This window comes from Algoriphagus persicinus, assembly GCF_035156415.1.
GTDB lineage: Bacteria > Bacteroidota > Bacteroidia > Cytophagales > Cyclobacteriaceae > Algoriphagus > Algoriphagus persicinus.
On sequence record NZ_JAYEEY010000011.1, the window covers coordinates 104,792 to 125,463 of the forward strand.

The window sequence follows — 20,672 nt, forward strand, 5'->3', positions numbered from 1 at the left end:
AAAGGGGGACAAAAAGGGGGACGAAAAGGGGGACAAAATCATCCGAATCTAACGGAATCTAACAGAATCTAAAAAGTGCTAAACCCCTGAAAAACAAAAAACTCCGAACAATTTTTACATTGTCCGGAGTCGCTAAGTAGCGGGAACAGGACTCGAACCTGTGACCTTCGGGTTATGAGCCCGACGAGCTACCAACTGCTCCATCCCGCGATATATTTTTAATTCTAAGAATTTCTAATTTTAAAGCCCTTCTGGCTGTCAATACCGCTTCTGGCGACTAGCCTTCTCCGATATTGTGGTACAAAGGTAAGGAGAAACTCTACAAAATCAAGTACCTTTGTAAAAATTTTCTACAATGGATTCACCAAAACATCAAGCAGGCTTCGTCAACATCATAGGAAAACCAAATGTAGGCAAGTCCACATTGATGAATATCCTTGTGGGTGAGCGACTTTCGATCATTACTTCTAAAGCACAGACTACGCGGCATAGAATTATTGGATTGACCAATGCCGATAATTATCAAATAGTTTTTTCGGATACACCCGGAATGCTCAAGCCTCAGTACGAACTTCAGAAGAACATGATGAGCTTCGTCAATATCTCCCTGGAAGATGCTGACATCATTCTTTTTGTCACAGATCTTTTTGAAACCGATGCTGATATTGAGCATGTGATCGAGAAAATCAACAAATCTGGCGTTCCTGTACTATTGGTCATCAACAAAATTGATCTAGCCAAGCCAGATCAACTGGAAGAGATAACCACCTATTGGACTTCAAGAATTAAGTCTGAATTAGTCATTCCTATTTCCGCAGGAGAGAAGTTCAACACAGAAAAAATTATGCAGGAAATTCTCGATAGGCTTCCTGAACACCCTGCTTTTTACGACAAAGCGGAACTTTCCGACCGATCCGAACGGTTCTTTGCCTCTGAGATTATCCGTGAGAAAATCTTCGAGAATTACAAAAAAGAAATCCCTTACAGCTCTGAAGTCTCTATAGAAGACTTCAAAGTGAAAAAAAATATAATCAGTGTCCGGGCTATCATTTATGTAGAAAGAGATAGCCAAAAAGGCATTATCATCGGTGACAAAGGCGCCGCGCTAAAGAAGGTGGGGATACAAGCCCGTGAAGAACTAGAAAAGTTCTTCGGCAAGAAAGTCTTCCTCGAAACCTTCGTAAAAGTGGAGCAAGACTGGAGAAAAAATAAATTGAAACTGAAAAAATTTGGGTACGACCCAACCTGATCATGGCAAATATAGTAGCGATAGTAGGACGGCCTAACGTGGGCAAATCCACTCTTTTCAACCGTCTGGTAGAAGAACGAAAGGCGATTGAAGACAATATGAGCGGAGTGACTCGAGATCGTCACTATGGACATGCGCAGTGGGCTGGTAAATTCTTCTCCGTAATTGACACGGGTGGATACGTAACTGGCTCTACGGATATGTACGAGGCTGAGATTCGAAAGCAGGTAAAGCTTGCCATCGAAGAAGCTGATGTGATTCTCTTCATTGTAGATTGCCACACGGGTCTTACGGATCTGGATAGTGAATTTGCCAAAGAACTACGAGGCACTAAAAAACCTATCTATGTAGTGGCCAATAAAGCGGACAATCAAGAGAAAAGCTTTGCCGCTCATGAATTTTATGCATTGGGCGTAAGCAACTTTGAGGTATTTCCAATCGCCTCTGCCAGTGGTAGTGGCACAGGGGAGCTTTTGGATGAGATGATTACACACTTCGAAGATGAAGGAATAGAAGATCCAGACGCAGACACGCCAAAGATTTCGATTCTTGGAAGACCTAACGTGGGAAAATCATCCTTCCTGAATGCCTTAATCGGCAAAGACCGCTCCATCGTAACGGATGAAGCCGGAACTACTAGAGATTCTATTCACACTAGGTATCAGCTTTTTGGACAGGACTTTATCATCACAGATACTGCTGGGATCAGAAAAAAATCCAAAGTAACAGAGGATGTGGAATTCTACTCTGTCATGCGTTCTTTAAGAACCTTAGAGGAATCTGACGTAGTGATGGTGATGGTGGACGCTACCCGGGGACTGGAATCTCAGGATATGAACTTGCTCTCTCTCGCCATCAAAAACAACAAGGGAGTGATGATCATGGTGAACAAATGGGATTTGATCGAAAAAGACCATAAAACCATGGGGAAAATCAAGGATGATATGTTGGAGAAATTGGGTGAAAATAAATGGATCCCTATCATCTTCACTTCCGTGCTAGAAAAGCAACGGATCTTCCAGGCGATTGAACTGGCCGTGAAAGTATATGAAAATAAAACCCGTCGTATTCCTACCTCCAAGTTGAATGACGTGATGCTCGCAGAAATCGAAAGATATCCTCCCCCAGCATGGAAAGGAAAGTACATTAAAATTAAATATACCACTCAGCTTCCTACCAGGAATCCAGTGTTTGCATTTTTCTGCAACCTTCCCCAATACATTAAATCTCCTTACACGAGATATCTAGAAAATAGACTCCGGGAAAACTTTGATTTCGAGGGGGTTCCAGTCAAAATTATTTATAAAAACAAATAAATATATTTGAACGGCCTATTGTTTTATTGATCAAAACTGTAATACATTTGCAGAGTAATTAAGAAAACCACAAAAAATGAAAAAGGTATTTGCAATTTTCGCAATCGCTAGCATGTTCGCTGTAGCTTCATGCGGTAACAAAGAAGTAAAAGAAGACACTGTTGAGACTATCGAGGTAGTTGAAGAGCCAGTTGTTGAGGAAGAAATCATCATCGAAGAAGCCGATACTACTGTAGTAGTAGAAGCTGATGCGGTTGTTGAGCCAGCTCAATAATTCTTCCTTTGTAGAATGTATTGAGTCCCGCACATGCGGGACTCTTTTTTTTGTACTTTTCAGAATGAGTAGCTCAGAAAAACTGCAGCAAATACTAGCACAAAAGCTTCCATCTACTGCTGTCAATTATGCAATAGAGCTTTGGGAAATAGAGCCTTTTTCATTCAAAGCTACCGCTACCCGTAAATCAAAACTGGGCGACTTCAGGTACCGGAGAGACCGACTGATCCAGACCATCACAATCAACGCAGATCTCAATCCTTATCAGTTCCTTCTTACCTACATTCATGAAGTAGCTCACCTACATGCCTTTGTCAGGTTTGGAATCGACATTGCCCCACATGGACCTGAATGGAAAGCAACTTTTCAGCAGTTGATGATACCTTTACTCTCAATTAACTACTTCCCTATTGACCTACTCATTCCTTTGCGCAAGCATATGAAAAGCCCAAAAGCCAGTTCCGCTAGGGATCTTTTTCTTATGAAGGAAATGAGCAAATACGATAATAAAAGTATCAATCCAGAGAATGTTTTCCTATCCGATCTAAAGCCTGGAAATCGATTTTTGCTTTCAGGAAGAGAATTTGAAAAGGGAGAAACTCGAAGAACGCGAGTTTTGTGTCAAGAAGTGAAATCCGGCAAAAAGTATCTGATCGCACAGCTGGCTAAAGTATTGCTAGTTGATTAATTAATCCCGCTCTTCTCCAATCTGATTTTCTGGCTGGGAAAAATCTTTTGGCTGAGGTAAGTCTTTTAGAGAATTTATCCCAAAGTACTCCATAAACTTGGCAGAAGTGCCATACAAAATCGGTCTACCAAGTCCTTCCGATTTACCTTTGATATCCACAAGTTCTTTTTCCAAAAGCTTCTGAACAGAATAATCACTATTTACACCACGGATCTGCTCAATATCACCCTTGGTCACAGGCTGCTTATAGGCAATAATAGACAAGGTCTCCAGCTGCGCTGTTGACAGTCTCTTCTGGGATTGCTGACGTAGAAGAATAGCAATGGAGCTTTGATAAGCAGGCTTGGTCAAGAACTGATATCCTCCTCCCACATGCTCCAGTTGAAAGGAAAAATCCTCCAACTGGTATTTTTCTGTCAGGTCATGAATCGCTTGATCCACGTGAGCTGCAGGAATCTCAGCTTCAAACATTTCACTCAGACACTTCACTATCTCCGCCTTGGGTAATGGTGTCGGTGCACAAAAAATCAATGCTTCAATATGCCTAGGGAGAAAATCCAAAGCTTACTTTTTAGCAAGTTTTGCCTCAATGGAATGCATGGTATGAGGAACGGCCATCAGCCTTTCTTTTGAAATAAGCTTGCCGGTATCCACACAAATACCATATGTGCCATTCTTGATACGTATCAGTGCATTTTCAAGATTGTAAATAAACTTCTGCTGTCTGGCAGCAAGTTGATTTTGGCTTTCACGCTCCAATGTATCAGCTCCGTCTTCAAGTAATTTCGAAGTTGACGCAGTGAAATCCGTGCCACTATCATTCTTTTTACTCAGTGATTCTTTTAAGGAAAGTAATTCTTCCTTGGCGCTAACAAGTTTCTTCAGAATAATTACTTCGAATTCTTTCAGTTCATCCTGAGAATATGCGGTCTTTTCTTCCTTGCTCATAGCCAGCTAAAATTAGGTAATAGTATTGGGACAGTTGTTTTTGGAATTAGTTCTCTAAAATACAGGTACGTGTTGGATTTCCAAGGATTCCTGAGCCGACTTTTGACCGAAAATCATACGCCCTATTTCAATTCCAAACTTTCTCCTTGAATTTTCATTTTGTAAAACACAGGATTGGATTTTTTATACTGGCAGCTACACACAAAGAAAATAGCTCAACTTTTTACAATAATCTGATTATCAAAACACTACACTTTCCTCCTTTCTAAAACGCCTCCAAAAGGATTAACTACATCTTCCTGGAATTTAGTGCTTTGGTAGTGCAGACTACCGTAAATTGAGTTTTGAAATATCTTTCCTCATACTTAACAATTTCATCAAAAGTTAATCTTTGTCACAAAATTCTGGATTAAATAAAAAAACCGTCATGCGACGGCTTTTGCTTCTTGCAACATTTTCTTTAATCTCCTCTGGAGAACCAAAGGTTCTACATCTACTCGATATCTCATATTTAGGTATTGAGAAACCTCTGTGAGGTCTTTACCATGCTGCAGATGAATTGTCTGTAGTGCTTGAGTGATAAGATCTTTTTCCATGGGAAAGGAGGTTAAGCCTCTTAATATACTATTTTCTGCTTATCAAATCCGGCAATACGCAGAAAAATTATAGTTTAGTCGCAATGACTACGGTTTTTCGAACCGTCCTGACTTGACCTGATAAGTCATAGAGCTCTACCAAAAGTATATAATATCCTGGCCTTACGATTTTACCTTGACTATCCGTTCCTGTCCAAGTAACTAATCCCGAAGTACCCAGCACCTCATTTTGCGCTAATGACTGTACCAACTGGCCAGCTGTAGAATAAATCCTAAAGCTTCCGACCCAGCCTGGTTGAGCAATTGCATATCTGATAGAAGTAAAGGTATTCCCATTACTTCCTTCCGGATCAAAGATTTCAGGATCTATTTGAATCAAATCTCCTGTGAATTCTGCAGAAATCACCTGAGAATTCCTTCTTCCTGGAGTCGCATATTCTTCAATTGATGATGTAGAGTGCCAATTGGCTGCCAAAGAAGCTGGAGAACCCGTAGAATGCCGCTCCAGCGAAACACCTTTTGGATCTCTCAACAGGGGATGATGAAGATCTTCGGAGTAAGTGAATGACTCCGCTATAGTCCCCGAAGAATCCAATAAAACCACCGTGCCACCTGCTATCGGATAGCTGGGCAGCGTCGCTATTTTGGCAAACTCCCCATATGCCGATTTAGAAAAATCAAGTTTGAGCATAGCAGGATTAGTGGTGATCGCCAAAAATCCTTGTGGGGAGATAATGAGTGAAGTTTCGCTAAGCAGCTTTACTTGGTCTATTTCTCCAGAATTATCCAGATTAGCGAGTTTCCACTGTTTGACCTCGAGGTAATTATCAGTCACATTGATCAATTCCACAAACTTCGGTGAGCCTATTTTAGGATTAAATAAAAGCTCGTTAATCAAAACATCTCCAATTTTGGCCTGAACTGGTAAAACAAGTTGTATAGGATCCGCTTGGATATACTCATTCCCAGAGCAATCCTTCAATTCACTACTAGTCAAATTATAAACTGTATTGGGCGTAACTTCATCCGAGAAGTAAAGAGAAATTTGCCTAGAACTTGTGTATGCTATGGAATCAATTTCCAAACTAGGCACGAACAAAAAGTTTGATTTAACAAAAGAAGCTAGAATTGGCTTAGAAAAAGTCATCAAAAGGCTTTTCGAAGAAGTGAATTCAATTGAATTCAGAACTGGCGGAATTTCATCTGGAGATAAATCAAAAGTTGAATTTTCGCTACCCGGTGTACCTCTAAGCGGATCAATTGAGTGACTAAGCAACTCAGATTGCTCGCAAGCATAAAAGGGATTTGCAACTTCCAGGCTATAGCCTCCACTGGCAAATTCACTTCCTCCCCAGCTCTTCGTGGAATAGGAAATCATATCAATCAGATTCCCTTCATCATCTTTTAGACTTAGCTGATCACCGGAATTCAAAAGTGTAGGCCAATTTTTTATAGGTATCACTTGCCCATATTTCCGCATAAATGCAGCTTGATTTTCGGGTACCATGAGCAGGAAGTCTCCTGGAGGAATCCATTCATCTTGGAGAGTAACTGTAGATCTGGAGTTTGACCATGTAATTCCGCCTAGCCTAACAGGATATTCGCCAGCATGAAAGACCTCCACATATTCCACATTTGGCAGATCCAGATCAGCCTTTGGAGCAGGCATGATTTCATTGATTACCAAGGTCTTAGGAGGAATATCTGTAGGATCAAAAAACTGAAAGGAAATCAGCGTATCCTTAAGGAAGTTACCTTCCAAATCAGAGATCTGTCCAATCGACAGCTCATACCTTTTCCCTTTTTCAATCTTTTCTTCAAAACTCAAATACACCAAAGAATCAGCCTTCAGCTTAACTTCTACAGGCTCTTGGGCATTCAGTTTATAACTAATCAAAAACTCAGAGAAGATCGGATCTAAAGCCTCATCAAATTGAATCTCCACTTTGTTTTCATCAAAGCCACGTACACGTAATACCTCTGGAGCAGTTTTATCCACTACAACTTCTCCGAACTCAAAATCATCCATCAGCCATTTTGCACAGGTACCTGCTCCTGGTCCATAGCGAACTTCTAATCGGAGAAAAATTTCTTCGCTTTCAGAAAAGCTATCTGGCAAGACTAACTCAAACAGCCTGAACTCCTGATCCTCATTCCCAAACTCATTTGCACCTCCTAAGATTTCTCGCCCAGAATAATTCCCATCCAAACTCCTCCCCCAACTAAAGAATACCTGAGCTGGTCTGTCACCAGTGCCATTTTTCATTGACCTTGTCCAGAAACGGACTTTGGGATCAATGAAACCTTGCGGAGAAAGTTGAATGATAACTTCCCCATTAAAAGTAGAAATAGGCTGGACTGCTAGCGATTTGCTCCCATTCCTACCAAGTCCGCTTGCCTGATAAATACGGGAAGAAGTACTTCCTATCTCGTTAGCATACCAGCCGGGCAAAAACTCATTCAGGTTGTTATTGATGGAAAATCCACTTTCGAAATCCTGAATCTGATTACTTGCATAGCCTCGCGAAGCATCACTCACTGTGAAAACAGCAAAAAAGATGAATTGCCAAATAAAAAATACGCCTACCACAAGCATGTCAATTAAAAAGTCTACACTAAATATACTTATCAAAATGATCTCAAACCATCACTTTTATTGAGTTTTCTACCATTTTGGCCAAAATATTTGAGCGACAGGTCTGAAAATGAATCTATAGCCCTTACTTTTGTGCTTCAAAAATTTTCAACAACGACTTATAAATCTGATGAAATCGAGCATTACTCAATCGTGACACCCAGTGATGATTGTCAACAATGCGAGATTCCATATGGCATTTGAAAAACTATTATAAACATATGAAATCGAGCATGACGCAGACGTCACACGGAGGAATGATTTTCCGTAACGCGAGATTCCATGTGACCTATAAAAAACAAATTATAAACACATGAAATTAGCAGTGGTAGGAGCTACCGGCTTGGTAGGCTCCGAAATCCTAGAGGTGCTCGCGGAGCACAATTTCCCTTTTGACGAACTTCTATTAGTCGCCAGCGAGCGATCCGTAGGTAAACAGATTGAGTACAAGGGTAAACCCTACACTGTCATCGGTCTTGCAGAGGCTGTTTCATTGAAACCTGAGGTAGCCATATTTTCGGCTGGCGGGAGCACTTCTACAGAGTGGGCTCCAAAATTCGCTGAAGTAGGCACTATCGTCATCGATAATTCTTCTGCTTGGAGAATGGATCCGACCAAAAAACTGATCGTTCCGGAAATCAACGCAAAAGAACTTACTAAAGAAGATAAGATCATCGCAAATCCCAATTGCTCTACCATTCAAATGGTATTGGCTTTGGCTCCATTGCGCCAGCGCTACGGCATCAAAAGAGTCGTGGTGTCCACTTACCAGTCTGTGACGGGTACGGGCAAAGCAGCAGTGGACCAGATGATGGCTGAGCGTACTGGAGAAAAAGCCGAAATGGTCTATCCGCACAAAATTGACATGAATGTACTTCCTCATATCGATGTCTTCCAGGCAAACGGCTACACGAAGGAGGAAATGAAAATGATCAACGAGACTAAGAAAATCTTCAGTGACAATACCATACAGGTGACGGCGACCACGGTGAGAATCCCAACTATGGGAGGCCATTCTGAAGCAGTAAACGTAGAGTTCAAAGAAGACTTTGATTTGACTGAGGTGCGTGAATTACTAGCTGCAGCTCCTGGCGTAGTCGTACAGGATGATCCGGCAAACAACATCTACCCAATGCCGATCACTGCGCATAAAAAAGACGAGGTATTCGTAGGCCGATTGAGAAGAGATGAGTCTCAGGCAAATACGCTAAATATGTGGATTGTGGCGGACAACCTTAGAAAAGGCGCTGCAACCAATGCAGTGCAAATCGCTGAATACGCGCTCGCAAACGGTTTGATTTAATGGAGTTGACCCAGTATCATCGGGCTGACTTCCAACAATTTGTGCAGGATCATCTTTCTGAAGATCCTGCACTTTTGCTTTTTAAGTATCAGGACAAAACTGATTTTGACCTAAAAGCAGCCGTGCAGCAGATCTCTACACGACAAAAAGCTTCCAAAAAACTACCCTTTTGGTCTTCCAATCCACAATTGATTTTTCCAGCTTCTATCTCTCTAGAGCAAAGCTCATCAGAGCAAACTGCTGAATTCAAGGCTAGAGATAGAAATGGGAAACTGATGATAGATCTCACAGGCGGTTTTGGAGTGGATAGTTATTTTCTGGGTAAGAATTTCGACAAAGCCATTTACTGCGAACAGCAAGAGGAGTTAGCTGAAATTGCAACCCATAATTTGGAAATTCTTGCTCCATCTAAATTCACTAGCGTAAAAGGTGACGGTCTAAAGTTTATAACTCAGACAAAAAAGTATTTTGACTTGATCTATGCTGATCCTGCACGAAGAGGAAAAGGCAACCAGAAGCTGTACAAACTTCAGGACTGCGACCCTGATATAATCAGTTCTTGGGAAATGATGAAAACCAAAGCTGATTCGATTTTGCTGAAAGTATCGCCCATGCTCGATATTTCTCAGGCGCTCAGCGAGCTTCCCGATATTCAGAAAGTGCAGGTGATCTCTGTGAAAAATGACGTGAAAGAGTTGCTTTTACACTGGAGCAGTAAACCTTTTGAATTTCCTTTGACCATCGAAGCAATAGATTTAGGCACCAAAGAAAGTAGTTTTTCATTTGAGCCAAGTGAAGAGGAAGGTATCACTTCAAGGATCGGAGAAGTAGAAAAGTATTTGTTTGAGCCTTTTTCAGGGGTATTAAAAGCAGGCGCATTTAAGACTTTTGGAGAAAGGTTTGGATTGAAAAAACTAGATCCAAATAGCCATTTATACACTTCATCAGAAGTTAAGACAGCTATTCCAGCTAGAGTTTTCGAGGTGATTCAAGAAGTACAACCGAAGAAAGCTGAAATCAAAAAGCTTTTCCCTTCAGGAAAGGTCAATGTAATCACACGAAATTACGCCAGTGGATCTGAAGACCTAAAGAAAAAACTAGGTGTAAAAGATGGTGGAGATGACTTTTTGATCGGCACAAAAACCCAAAGTGGATTTAAAGTTTTTTGGTGCAAGATGGAAAAATGAGTATGCGATCAAGCATCACAGTTAATAGTCCACCTTTACCATATTTTTCATAAACATCAACTTCGCGAAACTTTGTGCTCTTCGTGGTTTGAAAGAAATATCAAAAAAAGTGAAGGATTACTCCTTCACTTCTTCGTAATCGACGTATTCACCGCCTTTAATATCCTTGTTAATCTTGCCCTTTTGATGTTTTGGCGCAAAATCCACAATAATATCATCCTTAGGAGTAGCAGCATGCCGCTGGGCACGTTGCTCTTCCTTTGCTACTTCGTGTACATGCTGTGCAAATTTTGCCAATTTGCTTCTAAGAAAATAACGGATTAGTTGGCCTAGCAGCCAACCAACTCCGAGAACTATTACAAGAAATTTCCACACAATACTTTAACGTTTTATTTGTTTCTTATCTACTCAAATACAGATTTCTCTCTGCGTAGATTTTCAAGAAATAATCATCCATCAGATCATCGATAAAGTAAATCGCTTCACCGGTAGATTTCATTTCAGGACCCAATTCTTTATTTACTTTCGGGAATTTATGAAATGAGAAAACTGGTTCTTTGATAGCATAACCCTTTTTGTAAGGCTTGAATTCAAAATCAGTCACTTTTTTCTCTCCTAACATCACCTTTACGGCGTAGTTTACATAAGGTTCTCTGTACGCTTTGCAGATAAATGGCACCGTACGCGATGCCCTAGGATTTGCTTCGATGATGTAAACCTTGTCATTTTTGATCGCAAACTGAATATTGATCAACCCTACAGTCCTTAGTGCAAGGGCAATTTTCTCTGTGTAGATTTCTATCTGACGAATCACCAAATCTCCCAGATTATAGGGAGGAAGTACTGCGTAAGAATCACCAGAGTGAATCCCCGCCGGCTCAATGTGCTGCATGATGCCAATGATATATACATTTTCACCATCACAGATTGCGTCCGCTTCGGCTTCTATAGCTCCTTCGAGGAAGTGATCCAACAATATCTCATTATTCGGAATGTCCCTCAACACATCCACGACATGCTGCTCAAGTTCCTTCTCGTTGATCACGATCTTCATCCCTTGACCACCTAGCACGTAGCTAGGGCGCACCAAAAGCGGGAAACCAATCGTCTTACAAAGCTCTAGTGCCTCATCAGTATTGTGAATGGTACCAAACTCAGGATAAGGAACATCCAGATCTTTCAAAAGAGAAGAAAATCTACCTCTATCCTCTGCTAGATCCAAGGCTTCAAAGCTGGTTCCAATGATTTTGATCCCATATTTCTCCAGCTTCTCGGCAAGCTTCAATGCAGTCTGACCCCCAAGCTGTACAATTACGCCTTCAGGCTGCTCGTGAAGGATAATCTCGTAGATATGTTCCCAGAATACAGGTTCAAAGTAAAGTTTGTCTGCAATATCAAAGTCAGTAGAAACAGTCTCTGGATTACAGTTGATCATGATGGTCTCGTAGCCGCATTCTTTGGCTGCCAAAACGCCATGAACACAGGAATAATCAAATTCGATTCCTTGACCTACGCGGTTTGGACCAGAGCCCAGCACCACGACTTTTTTACGATCTGAGCTTACAGATTCATTTTCAGTGCCAAATGAAGAGTAATAATAAGGGGTTTTTGCTTCGAATTCTGCTGCACAAGTATCTACCAATTTATAGACACGCTTGATTCCCATTTCCTTGTAGCGCTTATCAAAGACTTCGCTTTCCAGGCAGTCTAGCAAGTGTGCGATTTGACGGTCCGCATAGCCTTTACGCTTTGCTAGGTCCATCAGCTCAACAGGAATTGTATTAAGTTTAAATTTCTCTATTTCTCTTTCCAGGTGAATCAACTCCTCGATCTGCTTCAAGAACCACTTATCGATTTTTGTTAAATCTTGAATAGTTCGAAAAGAAATCCCGAGTTTGAATGCATCATAAATATGGAAAAGTCTATCCCAACTAGGATGTGCTAGGGAATACAAGATTTCGTCCTGGTTACGTAATTCTTTACCATCTGCCCCAAGACCATTTCTCTTAATCTCAAGTGACTGACAAGCTTTCTGAAGTGCTTCTTGGAAGTTTCTTCCAATTCCCATTACTTCCCCTACCGACTTCATCGATAGTCCTAGTCTCCTATCAGCACCTTTGAATTTATCAAAGTTCCAACGAGGCACCTTCACTATTACATAATCTATAGAAGGCTCAAAAAATGCAGAAGTTGTCCCGGTGATGGAGTTTTTCAACTCATCCAAGTTGTACCCTATGGCTAGTTTAGCTGCTACTTTTGCAATTGGATATCCGGTTGCTTTAGACGCCAAAGCTGAAGATCGGGAAACCCGAGGATTGATCTCAATACCGATGATTTCAGAATTATCCGGGCTTACTGCGAACTGCACGTTACATCCTCCAGCAAAATTCCCGATGCTATTCATCATCGTGATCGCATAATTCCTCATCCGTTGATACGTAGTATCTGGCAAGGTCATCGCAGGTGCTACTGTGATAGAATCACCCGTATGCACACCCATCGGGTCAAAGTTCTCAATCGAACAAATCACGATCATATTGCCGATATTATCGCGCATCACTTCCAGCTCGTATTCTTTCCAGCCGAGGATACTCTGCTCGATCAATACTTCATGCACAGGGGAAGCTTGCAGGCCTGCAGACAGTGCTTGCTCAAATTCTTCCGCAGTTTCTACGAATGCGCCGCCGGCACCACCTAGCGTATAAGAAGCTCTGATAATGAGTGGAAAGCCTATTTCTTGAGCGATTTCTTTTCCCTGAAGAAAAGACGTGGCTGTAGCGCCAATACATACACCTACACCGATTTTTTCCATCAGTGCTTTGAATTTTTCACGGTTTTCGGCGGTATCGATCGCATCGATATCTACTCCGATCATGTTCACACCGTATTTTGCCCATACACCACCCTTTTCGCAGTCTATGGCAAGATTCAAGGCAGTTTGCCCACCCATGGTAGGAAGAACCGCATCGATGTCCGGATGCTTTTTTAAAATTTGTACGATGGATTTCTTTTCCAAAGGAAGCAAATACACATTGTCGGCCGTGACCGGGTCTGTCATAATTGTCGCCGGATTCGAGTTGATCAGCGTCACTATGATACCTTCTTCGCGAAGTGACCTGGCTGCTTGGGAACCTGCGTAATCAAATTCGCAAGCTTGACCAATAACGATGGGACCTGAACCAATGATGAGAACGTGCTTTATACTGCTATCTTTAGGCATTAGAGAGAGAGATTTATGGGAAAGTTTTGCTTAAGTCCAAATTGGGGCAAAATTAGAAAAAAATTCTGAAGGGGCACGGTAAAATCCAAAGAAATCCACATCAGTCGTTGAAGTCTCAGCAATTTTCCTTAGGAATAATTTCATTTTTGGCAAAGTATTGATTTAGATTTATTGGTAAACCAACAAATGACATTTATTATTGTCTAATCATTAAGATCAAAAGGAATTTAATTTGTCATTCCAATTTTTCGATAAATCCAAAATAGTAAAACATCCTGTCGATGAATAAAAGAATAATCACCCTTGGCGAAATCATGCTCCGCCTATCCACTCCAGGCCATGAACGCTTTGTCAACACTCAATCATATGAAGTCAATTATGGTGGTGCAGAGGCAAATGTGGCTGTTTCCTTAGCCTTTTGGGGATTGTCTGCCGCCCATGTGACTTCATTCCCAGACCATGAAATCGGACAGGCGGCTGTAAACACATTGAGATTCTCGGGTGTGGACACTTCTTTTATTCGATTCAACGAAGGAAGAATGGGGGTTTACTTTGTCGAAAATGGGGCAATGCAGCGCTCATCAAAAATCATTTACGATCGCTTTGATTCTGCATTTGCAAAAGTGAATGGGAAAGATTTTGATTGGGCAAAGATATTTGAAGGTGCGGACTGGTTTCACTGGACTGGAATTACTCCAGCCATTTCTCAGTCAGCAGCTGACCTTTGCAAAGCCGCAGTGGATGCAGCTTCTAAACTTGGTGTAAAAATCAGTGCCGACATCAATTACCGCAGAAATCTGTGGCAATATGGAAAAGGCCCGATGGATATCATGCCTGATCTGATCAAACCATCTCATCTGATTATAGCTGGTCTTACAGACTTCGAAAACTGTATGGGAATCCAAGAAACAGATTATTTGCAAGCTTGTGAAAAGGCAAAATCTATGTGTCCCTCCTTGAAATATGTATCGACTACTCACCGGGATTCGATCAGTGCTTCAGAAAATGATCTGAGTGGAGTACTTTGGAATGTAGAATCTCTACTCGAATCCAAAACCTACGAAATGACTCATATCGTGGATAGAATCGGAGGTGGAGATGCCTATATGGCCGGGCTGATTTATGGCTTACTCCATTTAGACGACCAGAACGCCTTGGACTTTGCGGTTGCTGCTTCGGTACTAAAGCATTCGATCCCAGGAGACGCAAACTTCGTCTCCATCGATGAAGTGAATCAGCTGGTGGAAGGAAAAAATGTTGGTAAACTTTTACGTTAAAAACAATTATGAAATTTTCAAACAGTGAAATGCTACAAGCCATGAGTGATACGGGGATGATTCCTGTATTCAATCATGAAGATATAGACGTGGCAAAAGGCGTGCTTGACACCGCTTACAGAGCAGGAATTCGAGTTTTTGAATTCACAAATCGGGCGAGCAACTCGTTGGAAGTTTTCTCAGCACTATACGCTTATGCCGGAAAATATCCAGATATGGTCATGGGAATTGGGACCATTTTCACTACTGAAGATGCAAATGCATTTGTGGAAGCTGGGGCAGATTTTATCGTTTCTCCGGCCTTGATACCGGAACTGGCTGTGTATTGCAATTCCAAAGAGGTTTTCTGGATTCCGGGATGCGCGACTATGTCCGAGATTTTTAAGGCAAAAAAACTCGGTGCCACTTTGGTAAAGGCTTTTCCAGGAAATGTGGTGGGATCAGCATTTGTGGCTGCTGCCAAGTCAGTATTTCCGGATTTGCACATCATGCCCACAGGCGGAGTGGAACCAACTGAAGAAAACCTGAAAGAATGGTTTGATGCAGGCGTGTATTGTGTAGGAATGGGATCTCAACTCTTCAAAAAAGACTGGATCAAAAATCAGCAATTTGATCTTTTGGAGAATAAGATAGCAGAGACTTTAAAGATCATCAAGAAGTGTAAGTAGTTGATGTACGTGGTTAGTGGTTTTCTTAAACCACTAACCACGTACAGAATTTACAGGACACAATATATGTTTAAGCCTACTTTTTCGGATCAGTGATTAACTCATAGTACTGTTCCAGCATGAGCACTCCAAAATTCATCGATTTCATTTCGCTGATTTTACGAAAACCCATTCTTTCGTATAGACTGACAGCGGCGTCCAATCCAGAGGTGGTATATAAATAAGCGGCATCGTAGTTAGAATCATTATAGAACTCCATCCACTCTTTCATCAGCCTGCTTCCGATTCCAAACCCACGAAATTCCTTCGCTAAAATAAAATACCTCAACTGCGCGCGATTAGACGGACGATGCATGAGTAATACAAAACCTATCATACTGCCCTCACGCTCCACCACCCATACGCGGTCCTTTTTCTTATCGTACGCACGGTAGAACTCCAACAAGCTTTCCATCACATAGGCTTCAAAGCCCAAACCAAAATCATACTCTTCCGCATATACTTTGCCGTGTAAGGCAGCCACTTGCCCCAGATCACCAGGCTCGAGTGTATTTCGGATCAAAAAATCAGAGCTATTTTGCATCCAATTAAAATAGGAAATATTGATGAAAACTTAATCTTGGGTGCAATAAAAAAAGAACCCACCACTGAGTCCCTTCCAAATTAGAGTCTATTACATATCATTACAAGAACTTCTCAGGAATATCAAAAACAGCCATTCCAGGATTCTCATCTACCACTAAGTCTCTTATTGAAATATCCAGGTTTAACTTACCCCACTTCCCCTGTATGTGTTAGGATATAGATAATCTTTGCTATTTGTTATTCTTCAGTAAAGTTGAAACTATCAACTTGTTCCTTTATCCAATCGTGGTATTTTTCCTTCCGGAACTCTGCCCATTCCTTTTTGTATTTGGAATCTTCAATCAAAAACTTGAAGGCAGTATTTGCTTTTGGCTTGGTAAGTGAACTCACCAAATCATCTGCTAGATTTTTTTCTTTGACCCTCCGGTCAATAAAATCCTGCATCATCTGATGCTCTTGAGCAGGTTCCATCTGAGTAAACTCGGCATAATTCTCCGGGCTTTCTTCGATATCATCCAGTACATCTTCTTCTGCCTCAGTGAGATCATAATTATAATAATCCTCATCATCCGGCATCTGATGAATTCTTTTCTTATCGATCTGATAGAAACAGATCATTCCTTTGAGTAGTTGTGTTGAGATAAGGTCTATCTCCTTTTCAGTAAGCGAAAGCATTGGTGGTTTACAAAATTTTCAGAAAAATAGTGAAAGTCGAATTCTGATCAAATTCTATTTTAATTAAGCAATTGAAGCAACAATATAGTTGGATTTACTCACTTGAATCAAGAATTTTTGAAAGCATTTCAATATCAATCTCATGTCCGCCCCGAAAAGTCAGCTTTTTCACCTCTTTACCTATGTTTTCGATCAAATCTTGCTGTATTTCAATACTTTCCGGAGTGATGAATTCATCCTGCTCTCCCAAAACTAAGGTAACTCCTGTATGCGAAAATCTCTCTTTCGCATCTTCCAAAACCATGTCCTGCGCAAATCCTCCAGCCCAAAGCACCAGCTGATCGACTTTGCCCATCCAGCGACTTGCCCATCGCGTAGCAGTTGCTGCCCCCTGAGAGAATCCCAGCAGATTGATTTTTGGAGTTTCCTGATACTGCGAAAGAAGCGTCCCCATCAACAGATCCAGGTAATTATGATTGTTTTCTATGGCTACTTCCCGCTCATACTTAGTCATCCAATTCGCTCCTACTCTTCCCGTAAACCCATTGAGATAACCATAATTCGTGGCTTCTGGCGCAATAAAAAGCCGATCTGGAGAATCAAAACCCTGAAATTTCTTGAGAAAAAACTCCGCCAATTGCCCATATCCATGCAGCAGCAGCCAGATTTCTTTCTCTTGAAAAGTGGGCTCATGTGAGACGGAGTACTGAGCTTGATATGGAAAAATGATGTTTTTCTTCAAAATGCTATGCGTTTAGATCGTCAAACTTAAAAGGCAAAAGCGTTTGAATCCCTTGGAATCGAAGTACGCTACCATCAGGATTTTGGATAAAAATGGTAATCGGACGATTAAATCGCATTTCCATCTCGTTGATCGTCTGCCGACACAGCCCACAGGGTGAAACTCCTGCCCAGATCTCCTCCCCCTTTCTGCGCGCTACTATCCCGATCTCCTTCACCGCAAGATCCGGGAAATTGGCTCCGGCATAACCCAACACCAACCGCTCGGCACAAACTCCGACTGGGAAACTCACATTTTCCTGATTACTAGACTGAAGAATCTCCCCAGATTCGAGCCTGACAGCCGCTCCCACATGAAAGTCAGAATACGGCGCATAGGCTTGATCAGAGACTTTTCTCGCCCGCATCATCAGCTGCTGCTCTTCTATAGTCAGTTCCCCCCAAGCCAGTTCTTCAAACTCAGCTTCAATTTTTATTTTCTTGCTCATCTATCTCTAATTGGAGTTTTCCTAACGATTAAGGTAGGAATTTGTTCCTTTTAATATTCTCACCTCAATTTTTTACCCTAAAATTAATTCTCCACTTTAGTCCGAGTAATTTACTATTCCATGCATACAATTCTGATTTTAGGCGGTGGAAAATCCGCCATATTCCTGATCGATTTTCTGGCAAAAAGCTGCCAAAACAACACGCGTGAGTTGATTTTGGCTGACATCAATCTAGAGTCAGCTCAGAAAAAGCTTAACAATCAAGCTAATACTGAAGCGCGTCAGCTAGACATTGAGGATGTGAAATCCCGACAAGCACTTATCCGAGAAGCCGATGTAGTGATTTCTATGCTGCCGGCTTTTATGCATCCGGTGGTGGCTAAGGATTGTTTGCAATTCGGAAAGCATTTTTTTTCGGCTTCCTACGAGTCTGAGCAAATGCGTGAAATGAAGACTGAAATCGAAGCAAAAGGCTTGTTTTTCCTAAATGAATGCGGGTTGGATCCAGGAATCGACCATATGTCTGCCATGCAGATCATCAACTTGGCCAAGTCAAAAGGCGAAGAAATCATCTCCTTCAAATCCTATTGCGGCGGATTGCTCGCGCCACAGTCAGAGGACAATCCATGGAAATACAAGTTCACCTGGAATCCAAGAAACGTAGTGCTCGCAGGTCAAGGCACTTCACGCTACATCGAACAAGGCGATTTGAAATTTGTCCCATATCACCAACTTTTCAACCGCCTCGAAACTATACAATTTCCCAGATTAGGAGATTTTGACGGGTACCCCAATCGGGATTCGCTCAGTTATAGAAGTGTATATAGATTGGAAAATATCAGCACCATGCTACGGGGAACTCTGCGAAGAGCTGGCTTCTGCAAAGCCTGGAATGTATTTGTACAGCTCGGTATGTGTGATGATAGCTTTCAGATGAATCTACGGGAGGACACTACGCTGCGACAGTTTTTAAATTCATTTTTACCCTGCGATCCAGCGCTTTCTGTAGAGGAAAAACTCGGCAATTTGATCCCTGATTTTGATTTCCCGACCTGGGAGAAAATCCAGTGGCTGGGATTTTTCGGGAACGACTTGCTGCCACAGACGAAGGGCTCTCCTGCTGTTATTCTGCAAGCAATTCTTGAGAAAAACTGGAAGCTTTACCCGGAAGATAAAGACATGATCGTGATGCAGCATCTCTTCCAAATCAAAACGGCAGAAGGCACCAAAGAAATCAGATCAAGCTTGGTGTGCTGTGGTGAAGATGCCAGCTACACGGCAATGGCAAAAACGGTGGGGCTTCCGCTAGCTATTGCTGTTGATTTATTTCTAGACGGAAAAATCGGCTTAAAAGGCCTCCACGTTCCAGTGCTTCCAGAGATTTATGATCCGATTTTGGCTGCGCTAAAAAGTCATGGAATTAGCTTCATAGAAGAAGTACGAACACTTTAGGCTTTGAAACCAAGCAAAAAATCTGAGACTAAACTAGCGTAAGTTTCATGAGCTGTTCCATCTTCGTTTTTGATGAAAATCTCGGTGACTTTGACCTCAGTTTGATTTCTGTCGAAAGCGCAGATCTCTCTTTGTATCCGTTTCCCTGGCATATCTTGCAGAGTGAATTTGGCTCCGGGAAACAAGCCACGGGTTGCTGCCTCCTTTTTAAAATCCTGCATTTGCCTTGGTGGAAGAATAATCCAAAAGTCCCCATCCTCTTTCAGCAGCTGAAGCACTTTTCCCAATAAATCCTCAAAGGAGAGCTCGTCTGTATGTAAAGCCGAGTTGCGCTGCGCATCAGTTGATTTCAGATGATCTGGGAAATAAGGCGGATTGCTTACGATCAAATCGTATTTCTGCTGAGGTTCAAAGTCTTGAAACCTGCCTTCCCAAAGCTGCATACGCTCCGAAAAGGTATTGGATCGAAAATTATCCAAAGCCTGAGATGCCGCCTCAGAATCCAGTTCAACAGCCTGAACTTTTGCTTCAGGAAACCGCTGGGCAAGCATCAAAGCGATCACTCCCGTGCCAGTCCCCACATCTAAAATTTCTCCCGGGGAAGCAGCCTCAGCCAACGCTCCAAGCATCACAGCATCCGTGCTGATTTTCATCGCACATCTATCCTGATTGACCCGAAACTGCTGAAACTGAAACCAGGTATTAGACATTAAGTACGGGGCTTGCTAAAAAAACTCATGTTGAATCTTGGTTTATCGTCCATCACATTAACTTCATCCTCAGACACACGCTTCACACTCTCAATCGTGTAGAATGCTTTCTCATCGATGCTTTTGACCGTAGCTACAAAGTCAGTTAGACTATCTCTTTTCATCACTGTAAAAAGCAGATTTACCTTTCCAAATCTTCCTTCTCCACCGACACTTGTAAAGCGAAAATCACGGGCCTTCATGTACTCGATCAATTCAGGTAGTGGCTGCGGCGTAATCACTCGCACCAGTACCCTGCCATATGCCAATTTCTCCTCAAAATACATTCCCACATAAGTCCCTGCACCAAATCCGCCTGCATAGGCTACATAAGAAAGCGGGTTATCTATATTTTGAAAAATCTGCCCAATGGCGAGCAGCCAAATCAAGGCTTCGAAAAAACCTAAAACGGGAGCAATATTCTTTTTCCCATTCATCATAAACATGATTCTCAGGGTGTTAATTGACACATCCCCCACTCTCGCACAGAAGATAAGCAAGGGCATGATCAGGTAATCGAATAATTGTTCAGAAACGCCTAGAGATTGAAGGAATTCTTGCATGAGATTTGGGATTCAGATTGAAGCCGCAAAACTACACCCTATTCCTATGAGAGCGAAA

General features: G+C 41.8%; 21 protein-coding genes and 1 tRNA gene. 9 read left to right on the forward strand and 13 right to left on the reverse strand.

Translation table 11 applies throughout. The annotated features are described in order from the left end of the window. Positions 1–137 precede the first annotated feature (137 nt). Positions 138–210: transfer RNA gene (locus U3A58_RS10455), tRNA-Met, on the reverse strand. 145 nt (positions 211–355) lie between these two features. Between U3A58_RS10455 and era the strand changes: the two genes are divergently transcribed. From era to U3A58_RS10475, 4 genes are all read left to right on the forward strand, one after another. Then, the gene (gene era / locus U3A58_RS10460) at positions 356–1,249 is read left to right on the forward strand and encodes a GTPase Era (protein WP_323823371.1); all 894 of its coding nucleotides are present in this window, start codon (positions 356–358) and stop codon (positions 1,247–1,249) included. A 2-nt stretch (positions 1,250–1,251) separates the two neighbouring features. After that, the gene (der, locus tag U3A58_RS10465) at positions 1,252–2,565 is read left to right on the forward strand and encodes a ribosome biogenesis GTPase Der (protein WP_323823372.1); all 1,314 of its coding nucleotides are present in this window, start codon (positions 1,252–1,254) and stop codon (positions 2,563–2,565) included. 76 nt (positions 2,566–2,641) lie between these two features. After that, the gene (locus tag U3A58_RS10470) at positions 2,642–2,839 is read left to right on the forward strand and encodes a hypothetical protein (protein ID WP_323823373.1); all 198 of its coding nucleotides are present in this window, start codon (positions 2,642–2,644) and stop codon (positions 2,837–2,839) included. A 64-nt stretch (positions 2,840–2,903) separates the two neighbouring features. After that, positions 2,904–3,527 (forward strand): SprT-like domain-containing protein, encoded by a 624-nt coding sequence (locus U3A58_RS10475; RefSeq protein WP_323823374.1) that lies wholly within the window; start codon positions 2,904–2,906, stop codon positions 3,525–3,527. Here U3A58_RS10475 and scpB read toward each other — a convergent pair whose 3' ends face one another. From scpB to U3A58_RS10495, 4 genes are all read right to left on the reverse strand, one after another. Further along, positions 3,528–4,088, reverse strand: coding sequence for an SMC-Scp complex subunit ScpB (scpB, locus tag U3A58_RS10480; RefSeq protein WP_323823375.1), 561 nt, complete (start codon positions 4,086–4,088; stop codon positions 3,528–3,530). A gap of 3 nt (positions 4,089–4,091) precedes the next feature. Beyond that, positions 4,092–4,475 (reverse strand): TraR/DksA family transcriptional regulator, encoded by a 384-nt coding sequence (locus U3A58_RS10485; RefSeq protein WP_323823376.1) that lies wholly within the window; start codon positions 4,473–4,475, stop codon positions 4,092–4,094. A gap of 425 nt (positions 4,476–4,900) precedes the next feature. After that, complete coding sequence (locus U3A58_RS10490) at positions 4,901–5,071, reverse strand: hypothetical protein (RefSeq protein WP_323823377.1); 171 nt, start codon at positions 5,069–5,071, stop codon at positions 4,901–4,903. Between the two features lie 67 nt (positions 5,072–5,138). After that, a complete protein-coding gene (locus U3A58_RS10495; protein ID WP_323823378.1) occupies positions 5,139–7,661 on the reverse strand; it encodes a lamin tail domain-containing protein in 2,523 nt (840 codons plus the stop codon). A 358-nt stretch (positions 7,662–8,019) separates the two neighbouring features. Here U3A58_RS10495 and U3A58_RS10500 point away from each other — a divergent pair, with 358 nt between their 5' ends. Together U3A58_RS10500 and U3A58_RS10505 are read left to right on the forward strand one after the other, a co-directional pair. After that, positions 8,020–9,009 (forward strand): aspartate-semialdehyde dehydrogenase, encoded by a 990-nt coding sequence (locus tag U3A58_RS10500; protein ID WP_323823379.1) that lies wholly within the window; start codon positions 8,020–8,022, stop codon positions 9,007–9,009. Next, entirely contained in the window at positions 9,009–10,196 is a 1,188-nt protein-coding gene (locus U3A58_RS10505; protein ID WP_323823380.1) for a THUMP-like domain-containing protein, read from the forward strand. The genes U3A58_RS10500 and U3A58_RS10505 overlap by 1 nt, the downstream gene beginning before the upstream one ends. A gap of 117 nt (positions 10,197–10,313) precedes the next feature. On the opposite strand, the gene U3A58_RS10510 is transcribed toward U3A58_RS10505, so the two are convergent. After that, positions 10,314–10,571 (reverse strand): DUF4834 family protein, encoded by a 258-nt coding sequence (locus U3A58_RS10510; RefSeq protein WP_323823381.1) that lies wholly within the window; start codon positions 10,569–10,571, stop codon positions 10,314–10,316. A gap of 25 nt (positions 10,572–10,596) precedes the next feature. Next, positions 10,597–13,416: a carbamoyl-phosphate synthase large subunit gene (gene carB, locus U3A58_RS10515; RefSeq protein ID WP_323823382.1), complete on the reverse strand. Its 2,820-nt coding sequence runs from the start codon at positions 13,414–13,416 to the stop codon at positions 10,597–10,599. A gap of 281 nt (positions 13,417–13,697) precedes the next feature. Here carB and U3A58_RS10520 point away from each other — a divergent pair, with 281 nt between their 5' ends. Next, positions 13,698–14,693 (forward strand): sugar kinase, encoded by a 996-nt coding sequence (locus U3A58_RS10520; RefSeq protein WP_323823383.1) that lies wholly within the window; start codon positions 13,698–13,700, stop codon positions 14,691–14,693. An 8-nt stretch (positions 14,694–14,701) separates the two neighbouring features. Next, positions 14,702–15,361 (forward strand): bifunctional 4-hydroxy-2-oxoglutarate aldolase/2-dehydro-3-deoxy-phosphogluconate aldolase, encoded by a 660-nt coding sequence (gene eda, locus U3A58_RS10525; RefSeq protein WP_323823384.1) that lies wholly within the window; start codon positions 14,702–14,704, stop codon positions 15,359–15,361. Between the two features lie 76 nt (positions 15,362–15,437). On the opposite strand, the gene U3A58_RS10530 is transcribed toward eda, so the two are convergent. The 4 genes from U3A58_RS10530 to U3A58_RS10545 all read right to left on the reverse strand — a co-directional run bounded on the left by U3A58_RS10530 (position 15,438) and on the right by U3A58_RS10545 (position 17,850). After that, positions 15,438–15,944, reverse strand: coding sequence for a GNAT family N-acetyltransferase (locus tag U3A58_RS10530; protein WP_323823385.1), 507 nt, complete (start codon positions 15,942–15,944; stop codon positions 15,438–15,440). A gap of 239 nt (positions 15,945–16,183) precedes the next feature. Beyond that, on the reverse strand, positions 16,184–16,621 hold the full coding sequence (locus U3A58_RS10535; RefSeq protein ID WP_323823386.1) for a UPF0158 family protein: 438 nt from the start codon (positions 16,619–16,621) through the stop codon (positions 16,184–16,186). A 94-nt stretch (positions 16,622–16,715) separates the two neighbouring features. After that, entirely contained in the window at positions 16,716–17,363 is a 648-nt protein-coding gene (locus U3A58_RS10540) for an alpha/beta hydrolase (protein ID WP_323823387.1), read from the reverse strand. 4 nt (positions 17,364–17,367) lie between these two features. Next, the gene (locus tag U3A58_RS10545) at positions 17,368–17,850 is read right to left on the reverse strand and encodes a cytidine deaminase (protein ID WP_323823388.1); all 483 of its coding nucleotides are present in this window, start codon (positions 17,848–17,850) and stop codon (positions 17,368–17,370) included. Between the two features lie 120 nt (positions 17,851–17,970). Here U3A58_RS10545 and U3A58_RS10550 point away from each other — a divergent pair, with 120 nt between their 5' ends. After that, positions 17,971–19,302 carry a saccharopine dehydrogenase family protein gene (locus U3A58_RS10550; protein WP_323823389.1) on the forward strand — a complete coding sequence of 444 codons (1,332 nt, stop codon included), beginning with the start codon at positions 17,971–17,973 and terminating at the stop codon, positions 19,300–19,302. Here the strand turns inward: U3A58_RS10550 and U3A58_RS10555 are convergent. Both U3A58_RS10555 and U3A58_RS10560 read right to left on the reverse strand, forming a co-directional pair. Beyond that, a complete protein-coding gene (locus U3A58_RS10555) occupies positions 19,299–20,012 on the reverse strand; it encodes a tRNA1(Val) (adenine(37)-N6)-methyltransferase (protein WP_323823390.1) in 714 nt (237 codons plus the stop codon). The genes U3A58_RS10550 and U3A58_RS10555 overlap by 4 nt on opposite strands. Beyond that, positions 20,012–20,614: a DUF2179 domain-containing protein gene (locus U3A58_RS10560; protein WP_323823391.1), complete on the reverse strand. Its 603-nt coding sequence runs from the start codon at positions 20,612–20,614 to the stop codon at positions 20,012–20,014. The genes U3A58_RS10555 and U3A58_RS10560 overlap by 1 nt, the downstream gene beginning before the upstream one ends. Positions 20,615–20,672: the final 58 nt, after the last annotated feature.